Origin of the sequence: Cupriavidus sp. OV096 (genome assembly GCF_900115455.1) — a bacterium.
Lineage (GTDB): Bacteria > Pseudomonadota > Gammaproteobacteria > Burkholderiales > Burkholderiaceae > Cupriavidus.
Genome location: NZ_FOWM01000011.1, coordinates 105,678 through 122,937, shown reverse-complemented (window position 1 = coordinate 122,937; position 17,260 = coordinate 105,678). Strand labels below are relative to the sequence as shown.

Annotated in this window: 17 protein-coding genes; 9 read left to right on the top strand and 8 right to left on the bottom strand. The window is 67.1% G+C overall.

The window, feature by feature from the left end; genetic code table 11:
• Positions 1-4: 4 nt before the first annotated feature.
• Positions 5-2,041: a transketolase gene (gene tkt / locus BM115_RS21240; RefSeq protein ID WP_177219983.1), complete on the bottom strand. Its 2,037-nt coding sequence runs from the start codon at positions 2,039-2,041 to the stop codon at positions 5-7.
• Between the two features lie 130 nt (positions 2,042-2,171).
• Between tkt and BM115_RS21235 the strand changes: the two genes are divergently transcribed.
• From BM115_RS21235 to BM115_RS21220, 4 genes are read left to right on the top strand one after another with little or no spacing between them, the layout of a single operon-like run.
• Positions 2,172-3,026: a spermine/spermidine synthase domain-containing protein gene (locus BM115_RS21235; protein ID WP_177219982.1), complete on the top strand. Its 855-nt coding sequence runs from the start codon at positions 2,172-2,174 to the stop codon at positions 3,024-3,026.
• A 36-nt stretch (positions 3,027-3,062) separates the two neighbouring features.
• The gene (locus BM115_RS21230; RefSeq protein WP_092298749.1) at positions 3,063-3,494 is read left to right on the top strand and encodes a VOC family protein; all 432 of its coding nucleotides are present in this window, start codon (positions 3,063-3,065) and stop codon (positions 3,492-3,494) included.
• Between the two features lie 7 nt (positions 3,495-3,501).
• Entirely contained in the window at positions 3,502-4,254 is a 753-nt protein-coding gene (locus BM115_RS21225) for a 16S rRNA (uracil(1498)-N(3))-methyltransferase (protein ID WP_092298746.1), read from the top strand.
• Positions 4,255-4,280: 26 nt separating this feature from the next.
• The gene (locus tag BM115_RS21220; protein ID WP_092298743.1) at positions 4,281-4,913 is read left to right on the top strand and encodes a YidB family protein; all 633 of its coding nucleotides are present in this window, start codon (positions 4,281-4,283) and stop codon (positions 4,911-4,913) included.
• A gap of 72 nt (positions 4,914-4,985) precedes the next feature.
• Here BM115_RS21220 and BM115_RS21215 read toward each other — a convergent pair whose 3' ends face one another.
• From BM115_RS21215 to BM115_RS21205, 3 genes are all read right to left on the bottom strand, one after another.
• Complete coding sequence (locus BM115_RS21215; protein ID WP_092298740.1) at positions 4,986-5,594, bottom strand: barstar family protein; 609 nt, start codon at positions 5,592-5,594, stop codon at positions 4,986-4,988.
• On the bottom strand, positions 5,591-5,986 hold the full coding sequence (locus BM115_RS21210; protein ID WP_092298737.1) for a guanyl-specific ribonuclease: 396 nt from the start codon (positions 5,984-5,986) through the stop codon (positions 5,591-5,593). The genes BM115_RS21215 and BM115_RS21210 overlap by 4 nt, the downstream gene beginning before the upstream one ends.
• Positions 5,987-6,345: 359 nt before the next feature.
• Positions 6,346-8,670 carry an NADP-dependent malic enzyme gene (locus tag BM115_RS21205; protein ID WP_092298734.1) on the bottom strand — a complete coding sequence of 775 codons (2,325 nt, stop codon included), beginning with the start codon at positions 8,668-8,670 and terminating at the stop codon, positions 6,346-6,348.
• Between the two features lie 234 nt (positions 8,671-8,904).
• On the opposite strand from BM115_RS21205, the gene thiL reads away from it, so the two are divergent.
• From thiL to BM115_RS21190, 3 genes are all read left to right on the top strand, one after another.
• Positions 8,905-9,882 carry a thiamine-phosphate kinase gene (gene thiL, locus BM115_RS21200; protein WP_092298731.1) on the top strand — a complete coding sequence of 326 codons (978 nt, stop codon included), beginning with the start codon at positions 8,905-8,907 and terminating at the stop codon, positions 9,880-9,882.
• A gap of 99 nt (positions 9,883-9,981) precedes the next feature.
• A complete protein-coding gene (locus BM115_RS21195) occupies positions 9,982-10,554 on the top strand; it encodes a phosphatidylglycerophosphatase A family protein (RefSeq protein WP_092298728.1) in 573 nt (190 codons plus the stop codon).
• A gap of 35 nt (positions 10,555-10,589) precedes the next feature.
• The gene (locus BM115_RS21190) at positions 10,590-11,087 is read left to right on the top strand and encodes a CinA family protein (protein ID WP_092298726.1); all 498 of its coding nucleotides are present in this window, start codon (positions 10,590-10,592) and stop codon (positions 11,085-11,087) included.
• 36 nt (positions 11,088-11,123) lie between these two features.
• Here BM115_RS21190 and pyrF read toward each other — a convergent pair whose 3' ends face one another.
• Positions 11,124-11,942, bottom strand: coding sequence for an orotidine-5'-phosphate decarboxylase (gene pyrF / locus BM115_RS21185; protein ID WP_092298723.1), 819 nt, complete (start codon positions 11,940-11,942; stop codon positions 11,124-11,126).
• 218 nt (positions 11,943-12,160) lie between these two features.
• Here pyrF and BM115_RS21180 point away from each other — a divergent pair, with 218 nt between their 5' ends.
• Complete coding sequence (locus tag BM115_RS21180) at positions 12,161-13,045, top strand: DMT family transporter (RefSeq protein ID WP_092298720.1); 885 nt, start codon at positions 12,161-12,163, stop codon at positions 13,043-13,045.
• A 511-nt stretch (positions 13,046-13,556) separates the two neighbouring features.
• Complete coding sequence (gene corA / locus BM115_RS21175) at positions 13,557-14,519, top strand: magnesium/cobalt transporter CorA (protein WP_092298717.1); 963 nt, start codon at positions 13,557-13,559, stop codon at positions 14,517-14,519.
• 36 nt (positions 14,520-14,555) lie between these two features.
• Here the strand turns inward: corA and mtgA are convergent, their stop codons facing one another.
• The 3 genes from mtgA to BM115_RS21160 all read right to left on the bottom strand — a co-directional run bounded on the left by mtgA (position 14,556) and on the right by BM115_RS21160 (position 17,157).
• Positions 14,556-15,257 carry a monofunctional biosynthetic peptidoglycan transglycosylase gene (gene mtgA, locus BM115_RS21170; protein ID WP_092298987.1) on the bottom strand — a complete coding sequence of 234 codons (702 nt, stop codon included), beginning with the start codon at positions 15,255-15,257 and terminating at the stop codon, positions 14,556-14,558.
• A gap of 71 nt (positions 15,258-15,328) precedes the next feature.
• Positions 15,329-16,228 carry a shikimate dehydrogenase gene (aroE, locus tag BM115_RS21165; protein WP_092298714.1) on the bottom strand — a complete coding sequence of 300 codons (900 nt, stop codon included), beginning with the start codon at positions 16,226-16,228 and terminating at the stop codon, positions 15,329-15,331.
• Entirely contained in the window at positions 16,228-17,157 is a 930-nt protein-coding gene (locus BM115_RS21160; protein WP_092298984.1) for an energy transducer TonB family protein, read from the bottom strand. Before BM115_RS21160 ends, aroE begins: the two co-directional genes overlap by 1 nt.
• Positions 17,158-17,260 lie beyond the last annotated feature (103 nt).

Here is a 17,260-nt window from a genome sequence, read left to right as displayed (position 1 = left end):
GGAATTACTGGGCGAGCGTGGCGCGCACGGTATCGGCGACGTTTTCCACCGTGAAGCCGAAGTGCTTGAACAGCACGCCGGCCGGGGCGGATTCGCCGAAGGTGTCGATGCCGACCACCGCCTGGACCTGGTACTTCCACCAGAAGTCGCTGACGCCGGCCTCCACTGCCACGCGCGGCACGCCAGCCGGCAGCACGCTGACCTTGTAGGCGGCGTCCTGCTTGTCGAACACGGTCGTCGCCGGCACCGATACCACGCGCACGTGCACGCCATCGGCAGCCAGCTGCTCGGCGGCGCCCACGGCCAGGCCCACTTCGGAGCCCGTGGCCAGGATCACCGCGTCCGGACGCTTGGTGCGCGGGTTGGTGCCATCGCGCAGCACATAGCCGCCGCGTGCGATATTGGCGCGCGTGACGTCATCGCGGCGCTGGAACGGCAGGTTCTGGCGGCTGAAGATCAGGCAGCTCGGGCCGTTCTCGCGGCGGATCGCCTCGGCCCAGGCCACGGCGGTCTCGGTGGTGTCGGCGGTACGCCAGACATCCATGTTCGGAATCAGGCGCAGGCTGGCCACGTGCTCGATCGACTGGTGGGTCGGGCCGTCTTCGCCCAGGCCGATGGAATCGTGCGTGAACACGAACAGCGAGCGGATCCGCATCAGCGCGGCCATGCGCAGCGCGTTGCGGCTGTAGTCCGAGAAAGTCAGGAACGTGGCGCCGTAGGGGATGTAGCCGCCATGCAGCGTGATGCCGTTCATGATGGCGCTCATGCCGAACTCGCGCACACCGTAGTTGATGTGGTTGCCCCAGGCGTCCACGCGCACGGCCTGGCTGCCCGACCAGTTGGTCAGGTTCGAGCCGGTCAGGTCGGCCGAGCCGCCCAGGAATTCGGGCAGCACCGGGCCGAAGGCCTCGATGGTGTTCTGGCTGGCCTTGCGCGTGGCGATCGTTTCGGCCTTTTCCTCGCACTTGGCGATGAAGGCGTCCACGGCGGCGTCGAACGCGCCCGGCAGCTCGCCGCGCATGCGGCGCGTGAATTCGCCGGCTTCATACGGATGCACTTCGGCGTACGACTCGAACAGCGCGTTCCAGGCGCGCTCCAGCGCGTTGCCGTTGGTCTTGGCGTCCCAGGCGGTGTAGGCGTCCTGCGGGAGTTCGAACGGGGCGTGCGTCCAGCCCAGCGCCTCGCGCGTGGCCAGCACTTCGGCGCCGCCCAGCGGGGCGCCGTGCACGTCGTGGCCGCCTTGCTTGTTCGGGGCACCCTTGCCGATGATCGTACGGCAGCAGATCAGGGTCGGCTTGTCGCTGGCCTTGGCCTGCGCGATGGCGTTGTCCACGGCCACCACGTCATGGCCGTCCACGCCACGAATCACGTTCCAGCCGTAGGCTTCGAAGCGCTTCGGGGTGTCGTCGGCGAACCAGTGCACCACGTCGCCGTCGATCGAGATGCCGTTGTCATCCCACATCGCAATCAGCTTGTTCAGCTTGAGCGTGCCGGCCAGCGAGCAGGCTTCGTGGCTGATGCCTTCCATCAGGCAGCCATCGCCCAGGAACACATAGGTGTGATGGTTGACGATGTCGTAGCCGGGGCGGTTGAATTCCTCGCCCAGCAGGCGCTCGGCCAGCGCCATGCCCACCGCGTTGGTGATGCCCTGGCCCAGCGGGCCGGTGGTGGTTTCCACGCCCGGCGTGATGCCGTACTCGGGGTGGCCGGCGGTCTTGCTGTGCAGTTGTCGGAAGTTGCGCAGTTCCTCGATCGGCAGGTCGTAGCCGGTCAGGTGCAGCAGCGCGTAGACCAGCATCGAGCCGTGGCCGTTGGACAGCACGAAGCGGTCGCGGTCGGGCCAGTGCGGGTTCGTGGGGTTATGCTTCAGGTGCCGGCCCCAGAGCGCCACGGCGATATCCGCCATGCCCATCGGTGCACCGGGGTGACCGGAATTGGCTTGCTGGACGGCGTCCATGGCAAGCACGCGGATGGCGTCCGCCATCAATTTGGCGGGCTGCGAGGCGAAAGGGCTGGTGGCGGGATGGGCGAGGGCAGACATGCGGCGAGAACCTGAGCGCGGGAAAACCGCAATTTTAGCAGAAGCAGAGGGTATTTCCGGACGCCCGGGCACGGCTCGAAGGGGTCGTCAAAGCTGGACCGAATGGCTGGCACCCGGCGTAGGCGCCACATTGGGCGATATCCATGTGGTTGCGGCGTCACGTTCCGCCCATCAACAGATCGAAATTGGCGACAGCGCCCAATTTGGCCGCATCTTCCGGCTCGATGGCCGCGTGATGAGCACCGAAGCGGACGCCTGGATCCAGCATGAATTGATGGTCCATCCCATGGCCGCGGCGCACGGCAGCCCGCGCAGTGCGCTGGTGGTGGGCGGCGGTGACGGCGGCTCGGCCTTCGAACTGCTGCGCATTCCCACGATCCGCGAGGTGCTGGTGGCCGAACTGGACGCCGAGGTGGTCCGCCTGGCGCGCGAATGGCTGCCGGGCATCCATCAGGGCGCCCTGAGTGCGCCCGGCAAGCCCGACGATCCGCGCCTGCACATCGCCATCGGCGACGCGCTCGGGCTGATGGAAGCCTTCGGCCGCGCCGGCCGGCGCTTCGACCTGATCGTCTTCGATCTGACCGAAGCCGACGATGGCAGCCCGGCCACCGCCCTCTTCTCCCTCCACGGCCTGCAGGCCGCGCGCCGCTGCCTGGCGCCGGGCGGGGCGATGTCGATCCACCTCGGCCCGCCGCTGCACCGGCCCGACACAGCCCGGCTGCTGCTGGCGCGCCTGCGCGAACTATTCGCCCATGTGGCGCCGCTCGCCACGTTCATCCCGGCCTACGGCGCGCTGTGGGGGATCGCGCTGACCAGCGACGCACTCGACATCGCCGCCTGCCCCGCGAGCCAGATCGCCGCGCGCCTGCGCCAGTGGCAGCTTGCGTCCGCGCTGCGCTGCTACCACGCCGATCTCCATCCGACGCTGTTCACGCACCCGCGCCATCTGCAGGCGATCTTCGACAGCGCCGGCGGCTCCAAGTAACATGCACCGGAAACGCCTGCCCATCCGGAGACCATCATGCCCAGACCGTCCAACACGCCCTGGCTGACCCCGTACCTCACGGTGGCCAGTGGTCGCGCCGCGCTCGACTTCTACAGCCGCGCGTTCGGCTTCACCGCCGGCCATGTGCTCGACGAAAACGGCGTGCCGACCCACGCCGAGATGCACTACCAGGGCGAACTCGTGGTCATGTTCGCGCCTGAAGGCGCCTGGGGCAGCACCGCCCGCACGCCGCGCTCGCTCGGCGTGGAGGCCCCGCAGACCTTCTATGTCTACTGTGGCGACGTGGACGCCATCTACGCCCAGGCCCTCGCCGCCGGCGCCATCAGCGTGATGCCGCCCGCCGACCAGTTCTGGGGCGACCGCTACTGCATGGTCGAAGACCCGGATGGCTACCGCTGGGGCTTCGCCACCCGCCTCGACCCGGCCAAGGCGCCCGCCAACTCCTGACTGACTGATGCCCCCTCGCTTTTTCATTGACTCGGCACTGACTGCCGATGCCGTGCTCGACTTGCCCGACGCCGTGGTGCGTCACATCCAGGTGCTGCGCCTCGCCCCGGGCGACGCCATCACGCTGTTCGACGGCCGCGGCGGCAGCCACGCGGCCACGCTGGCGGACATCGGCAAGCGGCACGCCACCGCGCAGGTGGCCGGCCACGACCCGGCCGAGGCCGAACTGCCCTACCGCGTGACGCTGGCGCAGGGGCTGGCCGGCGGCGACAAGATGGACTGGCTGATCGAGAAAGCCGTCGAACTCGGCGTCACCGAGATCCAGCCCCTGCAGGCTGCGCGCTCGGTCGTGCGGCTGTCGGGCGACCGCGCCGCGCGCCGCCAGGCGCACTGGCAGGCCCTTGTGCAGGCCGCGTGCGAGCAATGCGGACGGAACCGCTTGCCGGACGTGGCGCCGCTGGCTACCTTGGAAGCGTGGCTGGCGGCATCGGCCCAACCGGCTGGAGGTGCGCCGCGGCTGCTGCTTTCGCCACGCGCGTCGGCGTCGCTGCCCGAGTTGGCCGCCGCGCACCGCGATGCCTGGCGCGAACAGGGCGTAACGCTGGTGATCGGCCCCGAAGGCGGGCTATCTCCCGAGGAAGAGGCGGCGGCGATCCGCGCCGGATTCACGGGCGTGTCGCTGGGGCCGCGCATCCTTCGTACCGAAACCGCCGGGCTGACCTGCCTGGCGGCCCTGAACGCCGTACTTGGCGGATTCTGACCTTCCAAACTCCAAAGGAGTCGATGATGGGACTACTCGATAGCGTGCTGGGCGGCGTGCTCGGCCAACTGGGCGGGCAACGCGAAGATGGCCAGCCCGGCGGGGGCGGCATGAATCCGAAGCTGATGATCGCGCTCGGCCTGCTGGCCATGATGGCGATGCGCAACAAGACACAGGGCGCCGATGGCAGCGTGGCGCCGGCCGACGCGAGCGATCCGGGCGCGGCGGGCGGGCTTGGCGGACTGGGTGGACTTGGAGGATTGGGCGGGATGCTCGGGGGCATGCTCGGGGGCGGCAGTGCGCCGGCGCCCGGCGGTATGGACCTCGGCTCGCTGCTCGGCGGCCTGCTGGGCGGCCAGGGCGAGGCCACCGGCAGCGCGCAGGCGATGGGTGCGGCCACGGGCGGCATCGGCGCGCTCCGCGACATGCTCTCGCAGGCCGGTCTCGGCCAGCAGGTGGATTCGTGGATTGGCGGCGGCGCCAACGAGCCGGTCAGCCCGGCGGACCTGAGCGGCGCACTCGGCGGCAGCGGCGCGCTGCAATCGCTGGCGGAAACCACGGGCATGTCGCAGGACGACGTGGCGGCCAGCCTCAGCGAGGGCCTGCCCGAGCTGATCGACCGGCTCACGCCGAACGGCCAGTTGCCGCCATCGGCCTGACCTGCCCCGTCCGAACCTGCAAAAAGAAAATGCCCGCTGCAACAGCGGGCATTTCTTATTCAGCAGGCGGCTTCAGGCGAACGAGTAGAACACCCGGAACTGGACCTTGCGCTCGGCCCAGAACTCGGCCGCGTCGCGGAAGACGTCGAGCAGCACCTCACGCCCCTCCTTGTCGAATTTCTGCGCAATCGGCAGTCCTTCCAGCACGATCACGAAGCCCGGCTGCGGGCCGGCCTTGTGGATCATGTCCGTCAGGCAATCAGACAGCGCATCGAAATTCTTGCCGAAATGCTTCGGGAAGGTGAATTCCGTGGCAATCGTCTCAAGGATCTCCGCCTTGCTCGCGCAATGGGCGCAATTGGCGTACAGGAAATGCTGGTTCAGCGCGGCGGCCGCGTGGGCCAGCTCAGGCACGCGGAACGCGCGAATCGACTGGACGATGTTCGGACGCACCGTCTTGAACAGGTTCATGGCTCCCTCGCTGGTGCCGTCGTCGGCCCAGGTCACCATGGCGGGCGCGCATGCGGGCGGAAGTCTGTGCGTGAGCTCCTGTCGGGGCATCATGAGCACGTTGTCATAAAGGTTCTGGGCCTGATGGTGGGCCCGTTGCCAGCCATCTCCGGCGCCGCGCTCCTCGCGGGCGGCAAGGGCGTCGCCCAATCCGAAAATGTCAGTCATCATTTGGTTATCCGTTTGAAACTGTTGTAGTGGTCTTCCGTGTAATAGCAGTCGTTGGCGGCGCGCTGATCCCCACCACAAACGATCCGCCTGGCTCCCCGATTCCGGCTTTTGGTGTTGCTGTTCTTGACGGTGTATTCGCGGTAATACCCGCGCGGCTGCTGCGGCAGGATGCGTTCGTAATTACCGAACCGCGAACCATCCTTGTCGAACGGAAACGGCCCGCCGGACTCGATGCGCTCCAGTGTCTGGCGCGCATCGTTGGGCAACTGCTGCGTGGCGATGGTTCCCGCCATGCCGTCGATGCTGGCGCCCAGATCCTGCGTCGCCTGCCGAGCCACCGCAACCTGCGCACCGGTGGCGATGGCCACCGACAGCGCCGCGCCCGCCAACACATGGCCCAGGCGTCGTGCCAGGCTCAGGGACTGCCAAAGTGACTGCCGCTGCGTCTGGTTCGGGGAAATCCTGGATCCCACGTTATCGAAATATTGGTTGGACGGTCATTCCGGCGCGCGAAACCTGCTCGCGGGCACCGGCGCGCCCGGGACGAGCGCCTGCATTCAAAGGCGTAAGGTTACGCGCATGTCCACCAATAATCAATCCCTGCGCGCCGCCGCGCCGGAAATCTTCAATTGTTTCAATATGTTATTTGGATGTGGGCGCATACTAACCTTGCATACGATGCCCCGAACGGCTGCATGAAAAAAGCCGGGCGAACCCGGCTTTCCTGATACCGCGTGGCAAATACCCGACTTCAGCGCTTGGCCGCCGCATCCACCACGACCAGCGAGGTCATGTTGACGATACGCCGCACCGTGGCCGACGGCGTCAGGATGTGCACCGGCTCCTTCACGCCGAGCAGGATCGGGCCGATGGCCACGTTATTGCCCGCCGCCACCTTGAGCAGGTTGTACGAGATGTTGGCTGCGTCGATATTCGGGCACACCAGCAGGTTGGCCTCGCCCACCAGCGCGCCGTCCGGCACCAGCGAATCACGCAGCTTCTGGTCGAGCGCGCTGTCGCCGTGCATCTCGCCATCCACCTCGAGTTCCGGTGCGCGTTCGCGCAGGATGGCGAGCGTATCGCGCATCTTGCGTGCCGAAGGCGCCTCGGACGTACCGAAGTTCGAATGCGACAGCAGGCCCACCTTCGGCTCGATACCGAAGCGCTTGAGTTCTTCCGCCGCCATCATCGTGATCTCGGCCAGTTCCTCGGCGGTCGGGTCGATGTTGACGTGGGTGTCCACCAGGAAGATCTGGCGGCCCGGCAGGACCAGCCCGTTCATGGCCGCGTAGACCTTGTTCGTGCCGCCCAGCACCTGGTCGATGTAGCGCAGGTGCGCGGCCGTGGTGCTGACCGTGCCGCAGATCATGCCATCGGCCTCGCCCTTCTTGACCAGCATGGCGCCGATCAGCGTCGTACGGCGGCGCATCTCCAGCTTGGCGTACTGCTGGGTGATGCCCTCGCGCGCCATCATCTTGTAGTAGCTTTCCGAATAATCCCGGAAACGCTCGTCGTGCTCGGGGTTGACCACGGTGAAGTCCACGCCCATGCGCAGACGCAGGCCGAAGCGCTCGATGCGGTGCGTCAGCACGGCCGGACGACCGATCAGGATCGGGTTGGCCAGCTTTTCGTCGACGATGACCTGCACTGCGCGCAGCACGCGCTCTTCCTCGCCCTCGGCGAAGACGATGCGCTTCTTCTCCATCTCGACCTTGCGCGCTGCCGCGTAGATCGGCTTCATCAGCGTGCCCGAGTGGTACACGAACTGCTGGAGCTGGAGGCGGTAGGCGTCCATGTCCTCGATCGGACGCGCGGCCACGCCGGACTTGGCGGCGGCCTCGGCCACGGCCGGGGCGATCTTGACGATCAGGCGCGGATCGAACGGCTTCGGGATCAGGTATTCCGGACCGAAGGACAGGTCCTGGATGCCGTAGGCCGTCGCCACGATGTCGCTCTGTTCCTGGCGCGCCAGTTCGGCCACGGCGTGCGCGGCGGCCACTTCCATTTCACGCGTGATCGTCGTGGCGCCGCAATCGAGCGCGCCGCGGAAGATGAACGGGAAGCAGAGGACGTTGTTGACCTGGTTCGGGTAGTCGGTACGGCCCGTGGCGATCACGGCGTCCGGACGCACTTCCTTGACCAGCTCCGGCATGATTTCCGGATTCGGATTGGCGAGTGCCAGCACCAGCGGCTTGTCGGCCATGCGCTGGACCATGTCCTGCTTCAGCACGCCGGCAGCGGACAGGCCCAGGAAGATGTCGGCGCCATCGATGACTTCGGCCAGCTTGCGCTTGTCGGTCTTCTGCGAGAAACGCGCCTTTTCCGGGTCCATCAGCTCGGTACGGCCTTCGTAGACCACGCCGACCAGATCGGTCACCCAGATGTTTTCGATGGGCAGGCCCAGGTCCACCAGCAGGTCCAGGCAGGCCAGCGCGGCCGCGCCGGCGCCCGAGGCGACCAGCTTGACCTCGGAGATGTCCTTGCCCACCACCTTCAGGCCGTTGATGACCGCCGCGCCCACCACGATGGCGGTGCCGTGCTGGTCGTCGTGGAAGACGGGAATCTTCATCCGCTCACGCAGCGTGCGCTCCACGTAGAAGCATTCCGGCGCCTTGATGTCCTCAAGGTTGATGCCGCCGAAGGTCGGCTCGAGCGAGGCGATGATATCGACCAGCTTCTGCGGGTCTTTTTCGTCGATCTCGATGTCAAACACATCGATACCGGCGAATTTCTTGAACAGGCCGGCCTTGCCTTCCATGACCGGCTTCGAGGCTGCGGCGCCGATGTCGCCCAGGCCCAGCACGGCCGTGCCGTTGGTGATCACGGCAACGAGGTTGCCACGCGCGGTGTAGCGGAAGGAATTGGCCGGATCGGCAACGATCTCCTCGCAAGCGGCGGCAACACCTGGCGAATAGGCCAGGGCCAGGTCGCGCTGGTTCGAGAGCGGCTTGGTCGGGGTGACGGAGATCTTGCCCGGGGTCGGAAACTCGTGATACTCGAGCGCGGCCTTGCGCAGCGCCTCACGCTGCTGTTGTTTCAGATCGTCTTGGGACGGGGACTGCTGAGGACTGGTCATCTGCGCATCTTCCGATCGGTGGAGCCGCACTGAAATTCGCGGAAAACCGAGCGGGCCGGCTCCACGTACCCGCTGTCTCTGCTTTTTGAACTGCGCATTTTATATTGTGAAATATTATTTCACAATAAGCGTTTTGCGCGGGGCAGCTTTGCGTTTCGGTACAATATGCCGCATGCCGAAGGGCTTGACCACCGGTAATCTCCCACGGCTTTTTTCGCCAAACGCCCATCCCCCATGCCGGACCCCGCCAGCGCCCCGCTTTCCGAATTCGACCTGATCCGCCAGTTCTTCACCCGCCCGGTCCACAAGGCCGCGTTGGGCGTAGGCGACGATTGCGCGCTGATCGAGGGCCGTCCGGGCCATCAACTGGCCATTAGCACCGACATGCTGGTCAGCGGCCGCCATTTCTTCCCCGATGTGCCCCCGCGTGCGCTCGGCCACAAGGCATTGGCGGTCAACCTCTCCGATCTTGCCGCGATGGGCGCCGAACCTCGCGCCTTCACGCTCGCGCTGGCCTTGCCCGAGGCGGATCCCGCCTGGCTGGCCGAACTGGCCGCCGGCATGCTGGCGCTGGCCGATGCCCACGGCTGCGAGCTGATCGGCGGCGATACGACCAAGGGACCGCTTACGCTGTCGATTACCGTGTTCGGCGATGTGCCCGGCCGTCAGGCGCTGCGCCGCGACGCCGCGCGGCCCGGCGACGATATCTGGATCTCCGGCACCCTCGGCGACGCCCGCCTGGCGCTGGGCGACTGCCGGGGCGAATGGCTGCTGCCCGAGCCGGATTTCACGATCATCCGGCCGCGCATGGACACCCCCACCCCGCGCGTGGCGCTGGGCATGGCGCTGCGTGGCATCGCCCATGCCGCGCTCGATATCTCGGACGGGCTGATCGGCGACCTCGGCCATATCCTCACCCGGTCGGCGCTGGGCGCGATCATCGACGTGGATGCGCTGCCTCGCTCCGAAGTGCTCGGCGCCCAGCCGCTGGCGCGCCAGCGCGAATGCGTACTGGCCGGCGGCGATGACTACGAACTGTGCTTCACGGCGCCCGTCGGCGCGCGCGAAGCCATCGCCGGCATCTCCCGGCAACTCGGCCTGCCGCTGACGCGTGCCGGCAGCATCACACCGGAGCCGGGCCTGCGCCTGGTGGATGGTGACGGCAACCCCTACGCCTTCAGCGGCACCGCGTTCGACCACTTCGCTTCCTGACACTTCGCGCACGAGCCATGTCATGATGCCGCCATGCGCTCGGCGGGAGCCACCGCCGCGCGCCATATGACAAAAGCAAGACAGACGAGCCAACTCCTGATGTCCGCCTATCCTCCCGGGGCCGCGCCGCGCGACCCTGTTCCCCCCGTCACGCTGGAAGCGGGACAAACCGCGCGCGTCACGCGCCCCACCGCGCGCTTCATGCTCGGCCATCCCGCACGCGCCATCGCACTCGGCTTTGGCTCGGGGCTGTCGCCGGTCAGCCCGGGCACGGTCGGCACGCTGTACGGCTGGCTGTCGTTCGTTGTGATCTCGATGTGGATCGAGCCGTCCACGTGGCTCTGGATCATCGCCGGCGGTTTCCTCGTCGGCATCTGGGCGTGCCGGCGTACCGCGCGCGATATGGGCGTGTATGACCATGGCAGCATGGTCTGGGACGAGATCGTGGCGTTCTGGCTGGTGCTGCTGTTCGTCACCCCCACCGGCTTCTGGGGCCAGTTCGCGGCGTTCCTGTGGTTCCGCCTGTTCGACATCGCCAAACCCGCACCCATCGCCTACTACGACCGCACGCTCAAGGGCCCCGGCCTGCTCGGCGCGTTTGGCGTGATGTTCGACGACATCTTCGCGGCCTTCTACACCCTGCTCGTGTTCGCGCTCTGGCGCTCGTTCTGAGCGGGCATCGCATCGTCAAATAAGGATTCGTCGATATGTCCGTCAGTCGCCTGCTTGACCAGCTTGCCATCCAGGCCGGATCCGTCCTTGCGGAACATTCGCTGATGCTTGCCACGGCGGAATCGTGCACCGGCGGCCTCGTCGCCGCCGCGATCACCGATGTGGCCGGGTCGTCGGGCTGGTTCGAGCGCGGCTTCGTCACGTATTCGAACGAAGCCAAGTCCACGATGCTGGGGGTGCCGGCGAAGCTGATCCGCGATCATGGCGCGGTCAGCGAGGAAGTGGCCCATGCCATGGCCGAGGGCGCGCTGCTGAACAGCCGCGCGCAGGTGTCGCTGGCGATTACCGGCGTGGCCGGCCCGGGCGGCGGCACGCCGGAAAAGCCCGTCGGCATGGTCTGTTTCGGCTGGAGCAACCGCGTTACCACGCTGACGCAGACGCAGCGGTTCAAGGGCGATCGCGCCCAGATCCGCCGCCAGGCCGCGGAGCATGCCATGCGCGGCCTCTTCGAATTGATCCGAAACGAGCAGTAAGCTGCCCGCTCCGGCGGCTATCACGCTGATCGTCGCTTAACCGTGACGATAGCGGTTGATGGTCTCGCGCGTCTGCAACGCCACATTCCGGGCGGCCGTGGCGAAATCCTTGTCACGGCTCGCGTACAGGATGGCGCGCGAGGAATTGATCATCATGCCGGTGCCGTCGGCGGTGCGGCCGGCCTTCACCGTGGCCTCGATGTCCCCGCCCTGCGCGCCGATGCCCGGAATCAGCAGCGGCATGTCACCCACGATCTGGCGCACCTTGGCGATTTCATTCGGGAACGTGGCGCCGACCACCAGTCCCATCTGCCCGTTAGTATTCCAGCGCTCGCGCGCGGCCTCGGCCACCACCTGGTAGAGCGGCTTGCCGTCGACCTGCAGGAACTGTACGTCCGAGCCGCCCGGGTTGGAGGTCCGGCACAGCACGATCACCCCCCGCCCCGGATGCGCCAGGTACGGCGACATCGAATCGAACCCCATGTACGGGCTGACCGTGACCGCATCGGCGCGGTAGCGCTCGAACGCCTCCACGGCATAGTGCTCGGCCGTGGAGCCGATGTCGCCGCGCTTGGCATCCAGGATCACCGGAATCCCCGGGTGGGCATCGTGGATGTACTCGATCAGTTGCTCGAGCTGGTCCTCGGCGCGCTGCGAATGGAAATAGGCGATCTGCGGCTTGAAGGCGCAGACCAGGTCGGCCGTGGCGTCGACGATCTCCCGGCAGAACGAGAAAATCGCGCCGCCCGTGCTGGTCAGGGACAGCGGCAGCTTGGCCGGGTCCGGATCGAGGCCGACGCACAGCAGGGAATCGTTACGCTGCCATGCGGCGGACAGCTGCTCGGTGAAAGTCATGGGATGCTCGATGTTGGGTAAGGCCCGGGGGCCGGACGTTATCCAAGGATAACGCGGCGGCGCGCCGGCCGGTTGTCGCGGGGCGCCGGCAGCGCGGTCCGGCGCACGATATATGGCGTTGGCGCAATTTTACCCGTTGCGTGCTATCGTTTTCGGGTTTTGCGCTCCCGCTTAATAAGAGCGACCTCGCTACGTCGCCAAATCCCGTCTCGCCTCCCATGACCCTCGATCGCCGCGGCATCGTCCTGCTCGTCATCCTCACGCTCGCCTGGGGCATCAACTGGCCCATCATGAAGGTGGGCGTCGCCCATTTCCCGGCCATGGGCTTCCGGCTGCTCTGCATGGCCGGCGGGCTGGTGGCGCTGGGACTGGCGCTGAAGCTGCGCGGGGAATCCCTCCACGTACCGCGCGCCAGCTGGCCGATGGTGATCAAGCTAGCCATCCCGAACATGGTGATCTGGCACCTGTTCGCGATCTGCGCGGTCAAGATGCTGTCCTCGGGCCGCGCGGCCATCCTCGGCTACACCATGCCGATCTGGGCCGTGGTCTGGGGGCTGGTGCTGTTCCGGGACCGCATCGCCCTGTCCGCCTGGATCGGCATTGCCTGCGCGCTGGCCGGCACGGTGCTGCTGCTCTCGGGAGAGATCGCCGCGCTCACCGGCAGCCCGGCCGGCACCTTGCTGATGCTGGTGGCGGCGGCCGGCTGGGGCCTCGGCACCCAGTTGATGAAGCGGACCCAGGTGGATATTCCCATCGGCGCGCTCACGTTCTGGATGCTGGCCATCACCCTGCCCTTCCTGGGCCTCGGCACGCTGCTGCTGGAGTCGGGCTGGCGCATGCCCACGGCCGTGGAATGGGGCGCCATCGCCTATAACGCCGTGGTGGTCTTCGCCTACTGCCACCTGGTCTGGTTCGCGCTGGCGCGCAGCCTGCCGCCGGTGGTGTCCAGCCTGTCGATCATGTTCATCCCCGTGGTGGGGGTCTTCTCGGGCATGTGGCTGCTCGGCGAGACGCCGCACTGGCAGGACTACGCGGCCATCGTGCTGATGTTCGCGGCGCTGTCTTCGGTGATGCTGGCCCCGCTGCTGCGCCGCCGCCTGTAAGCCAAACGTAGGGCGGCGTTCGCGGCGCGCAACGGGTGGCGCGCGGGATGAGATTTCGCTTAACAAGCCCCCCTGCGTTGGATTACACTCGCGGCCATCAGAATCCCGGAGAAAGTACGTGGGCAGTAGCATCGGGTGTTCGAGTTGCCGCGGTCGTACCGCGACATCGTCGGATGCCATGTCACTGCGGGCTGCGTAACGACGATCCGCGGGGCCCTGCCCTTGCTTATCGCCGTCCTTGCCCGCAGACACCTGCGGGTGAGTGTCTTTCCGTTTCCCCCTGCGGCCGTCGCCCTGACTGCCGTGTCGCGCTTCGGATCTTCCCTCTCCCGGCCAGCCAGCCAAACCCAGGCAAACGCCATCGCCTTGCCCGCGCGCCGCTTTGTTGCGGCCGTCCGCAGCGCGATCACGCTTGCCCGTGGCCGCGCCATGGTCACCCGGCTGGCTTGCCTTGCCTGCGCCTGTCTTCGATGCATCGACAACCGCGCCATCAGTAACAAGGAACCCAGGGATGATCAACCTGTTCGTCCTGCAGAAAGGCCGGCTTGCCCAGGAGCAGGTCGACGAGCGCAATGAGCTGCTGCAGCACAAGCCCATCTGGATCGACGTCGTCAGCCCCGACGACGAGGAGCTGGCATGGATCAAGGAAGCCTATAACGTCGTCCTGCCGGAACTCGAGGACCTCGGTGACCTGGAAGCGTCCGCCCGGTATTTCGAGGGCGAGGACGAGAACATCCACATCCGCACCGATTTCCTGCTGGCCGAGGACGAGGCGTCGCGCAACGTGCGCGTGGCCTTCGTGCTCACGCGCGACGTGCTGTTCTCCATCCACGACGAGGATCTGCCGGTGTTCCGGCTGGTGCGCCTGCGCGCGCGCATGCGGCCGGGTTCGGTGCGCAATGCCAAGGACGTGCTGATGGACCTGTACGCCACCGACGCCGAGTACTCCGCCGACTCCATTGAGGAGATCTACGAGCGGCTGGAGGAAGCCAGCCGCCGGGTGCTGGCCGAGAACGTGACCGATGCCGCCGCCGCCGACGTGCTGGAAACCATCGCCCGCGAGGAAGACTTGAACGGCCGCATTCGCCGCAACGTCATGGATACGCGCCGCGCGGTGTCGTTCCTGATGCGCAGCCAGCTGCTGTCCGCCGAGCAGCAGGACGAGGCCCGCCAGATCCTGCGCGACATCGACTCCATCGAAAACCACACCGCGTTCCTGTTCGACAAGATCAACTTCCTGATGGATGCGACGGTCGGTTTCATCAACATCAACCAGAACAAGATCATCAAGCTGTTCTCGGTGGTGTCGGTAGCGCTGATGCCGCCGACGTTGATCGCGAGCATCTACGGGATGAACTTCAAGCTGATGCCGGAACTGGACTGGGCCGCGGGCTACCCGTGGGCCATCGCGCTGATGGCCGTGTCGGCGGCGATTCCACTGATCTACTTCCGCCGCAAGGGCTGGCTGAGCTGAAGTCAGTGCCAGCGCCAGCGCCCGTTGCCGGAAGCGCTAGTCCGGCAGCGTGGCCGCGCCCATGCGGCGCGCGATGATCGACGCCTTGACGCGGAAGTTGACGTGCACGTTGGCGCAATATGTCTTCTTGTCGAAGCATTTCGGCGCCGGCAGCGCCGCCGCGAGCCGCGCGGCCTGCCCGACGCCTAGCTTGGCGGCCGAGGTGTGGAAGTAGTGCTGGGCGGCGGCCTCGGCACCGAAGACGCCCTCGCCCCACTCCACCGAATTCAGGTAAATCTCAAAGATCCGCTGCTTGTCGAGCCAGAACTCGAGCATCCACGTGATGGCCAGCTCCTGGCCCTTGCGCAGGTAGTGCTGCTCGGGCGCCAGGAACAGGTTCTTGGCGAGCTGCTGCGTGATGGTCGACCCGCCGCGCACGATGCGCCCGCGCTGCTTGTTGCGCTCCCGGGCGGTCAGCATCGCGTCGAGGTCGTAGCCGGGATGATTGACGAAATCCGCGTCCTCGCTGGCGATGACCGCGCGCTTCAGGTGCCGCGAGATGTCGTCGTAGCGCACCCACTCGCGCTCGACCCCGCAACTCCAGACATTGGCGCCGCAGAGCCGCCAGCGCTCGGCGCGCATGAAGGTCGTGGACGATGGGTTCACGACCTGCCACGCGGCAATCTGGAGGAAGAAGTAGAGCTGCATCGCCAGCACGCCCGCCACCAGGCAGCCGGCGAGATAGCCGAGCCAGCGCAGCGGATTGGCCGCGCTGCCGGCACGCGCCGGCGATCGGGAGGAAGTCCGCTGGCGCGCCAAGCCGGGTGGCCTCAGCGGGCGGCTTCGGCCTGGAGCCCGGCTCGCAATTCCGCGAGAACGGGGACAGTGTTGGGCCGCACGCCGCGCCAGTTGTAGAACGCCTCGGCGGCCTGCTCCACGAGCATGCCCAGGCCGTCGCTGGTGCGCGCGCCCCATTGGGCGGCGTAGGCCAGGAACACGGTCGGACGGGCGCCGTACATCATGTCGTAGGCCAGCACGCCCTCGCCCAGCAGGTAGTCAGGCACGGGCGGCACTTCGCCCTGGAGGCTGCTCGACGAGGCGTTGATCACCACGTCGCAGCGCTCTTCCTCGCTCAGGGCGGACAGCGCGTCCAGCCCACCGCCCCACAGTTCCACGTTGTACTGGTCGGCCGCTTCGACGAATTCCTCGAGCATATCGCTCGCCTTGGAAGCGGTGCGATTGGCCACCACGATCCGCGCCGGACGGCACTCGATCAGCGGCAGCATCGCTCCCATGGCCGCGCCACCGGCGCCGAGCAGCAGGATGCGCTTGTCTTCCAGCAGCACATCCAGGTTGTCCTGGATGTCGCGGACCAGGCCCACGCCGTCGGTGTTGTCGCCATGGATCAGGCCGTCCTCGATCCACATCGTATTGACCGCGCCCGCGGCTTCGGCGCGCGGGGTCAGGCGGTCGGCCAGGTCGTACGCTTCCAGCTTGAACGGGGTGGTCACGTTGAAGCCGTGGCCACCTTCGGCCAGGAAGCGGCGCACCGTGTCGGCAAAGGCGCCGAGCGGTGCTTCGAGGCGGTCGTACTGCACGGCTTCGCCGGTCTGGCGCGCGAAGGCGGCGTGGATTGCCGGCGAGCGGCTGTGCGAAACGGGGTTGCCCACCACCACGTAGCGGTCTTGCTGCACGGGCGGGTTCGGCTGGGAAGTCAGGTCTGTGGTCATCAACGGGGTTGCAGGCGGACGTCGAGCCCGCTCCGCGTGAACTTGAACGTGGAAATGACTTCCAGGATGTCCTGGCGCTGTTGCATTTCCGGGGTAAAGGCGCCGAACGGCGCGGCGGCGCGCACGATGGCCACGGCCTGGCGGTCCAGCGCGGGGTCGCCCGAACTCTTGGCCACGTCGATGGACTCGACGTTGTAGCCGTCGCGGTTATAGCCGAGCTTGCCGAGCCGGTTGACGTTGATCACCAGGATCAGCTGGCCGTACAGCGGCTTGCCATTGCGCTGGGGGAAGTCGCTCGTGCCGCGCGTCTCGATCTTGCGGCGCAGGCGGTCGTAATACTGGGCGTAGTCCACGCCCTGCGCGCTGGTCGCGGTCAGCTGCATGCGCTTGGGCCGCTTGGCGTACTGCTCCAGGTTCCGGCCGATCTCGGCCTCCAGCCGTGCCATCTCGGTCACGGCGGTGCGGTCGTCCTGGCCACGCGTGGGGGCCGGCTGCCGCTGTTCGCCCGGCTTCACGGGCTGGCTGCGCACGCTCGGCGCGGCTTCGCGCGATTGCGTCATCAGCCGGCGCTGGTCTTCTTCCAGTTGCTCGATGCGGCGCTGCGTCAGCCGCATCAGGTCGCCATCCTTGGACTCGGTCTGCGCCGGCAGCGGCGTGGTGGCACGCTGGGCGTCGTGGTCGCCGCCGCCGTCCAGGTTGGCCTGGGCCAGCACGGTCGGGTTGCGGGGGCGTTCGGCGGACTTGGAGTTGACCAGCACCACGTCGAGCTGCGGATCGGACCGCTTGATCTCGAAGACTTCGGGCGCGGCAATCCGCACCATCAGGATCAGCGCGTGAATGGCCACCGACACGGCCAGCGCCTTGGCCAGCGTGCCGCTGGAATGCCACCACTGCAGGGGATGGCGGGGAGCAACAAGAACGGCGTTCACGATGGCGGTGGGCGGGAGCGTCCGGAAATGCAGACAGTGAATACGAAGGGCGGCCACCCCACCGCAGGCGGGGTTGGCCGGATCAGACTTCGATTGTAAGGGA

Bases quoted from the DNA above. Each gene is read 5' to 3' on its own strand.
- tkt (WP_177219983.1), bottom strand. From the start codon at position 2,041: ATGTCTGCCCTCGCCCATCCCGCCACCAGCCCTTTCGCCTCGCAGCCC.
- BM115_RS21230 (WP_092298749.1), top strand. From the start codon at position 3,063: ATGCCCAGACCGTCCAACACGCCCTGGCTGACCCCGTACCTCACGGTG.
- BM115_RS21225 (WP_092298746.1), top strand. From the start codon at position 3,502: ATGCCCCCTCGCTTTTTCATTGACTCGGCACTGACTGCCGATGCCGTG.
- BM115_RS21220 (WP_092298743.1), top strand. From the start codon at position 4,281: ATGGGACTACTCGATAGCGTGCTGGGCGGCGTGCTCGGCCAACTGGGC.
- BM115_RS21215 (WP_092298740.1), bottom strand. From the start codon at position 5,594: ATGATGACTGACATTTTCGGATTGGGCGACGCCCTTGCCGCCCGCGAG.
- BM115_RS21205 (WP_092298734.1), bottom strand. From the start codon at position 8,670: ATGACCAGTCCTCAGCAGTCCCCGTCCCAAGACGATCTGAAACAACAG.
- thiL (WP_092298731.1), top strand. From the start codon at position 8,905: ATGCCGGACCCCGCCAGCGCCCCGCTTTCCGAATTCGACCTGATCCGC.
- BM115_RS21195 (WP_092298728.1), top strand. From the start codon at position 9,982: ATGTCCGCCTATCCTCCCGGGGCCGCGCCGCGCGACCCTGTTCCCCCC.
- BM115_RS21190 (WP_092298726.1), top strand. From the start codon at position 10,590: ATGTCCGTCAGTCGCCTGCTTGACCAGCTTGCCATCCAGGCCGGATCC.
- pyrF (WP_092298723.1), bottom strand. From the start codon at position 11,942: ATGACTTTCACCGAGCAGCTGTCCGCCGCATGGCAGCGTAACGATTCC.
- BM115_RS21180 (WP_092298720.1), top strand. From the start codon at position 12,161: ATGACCCTCGATCGCCGCGGCATCGTCCTGCTCGTCATCCTCACGCTC.
- corA (WP_092298717.1), top strand. From the start codon at position 13,557: ATGATCAACCTGTTCGTCCTGCAGAAAGGCCGGCTTGCCCAGGAGCAG.
- aroE (WP_092298714.1), bottom strand. From the start codon at position 16,228: ATGACCACAGACCTGACTTCCCAGCCGAACCCGCCCGTGCAGCAAGAC.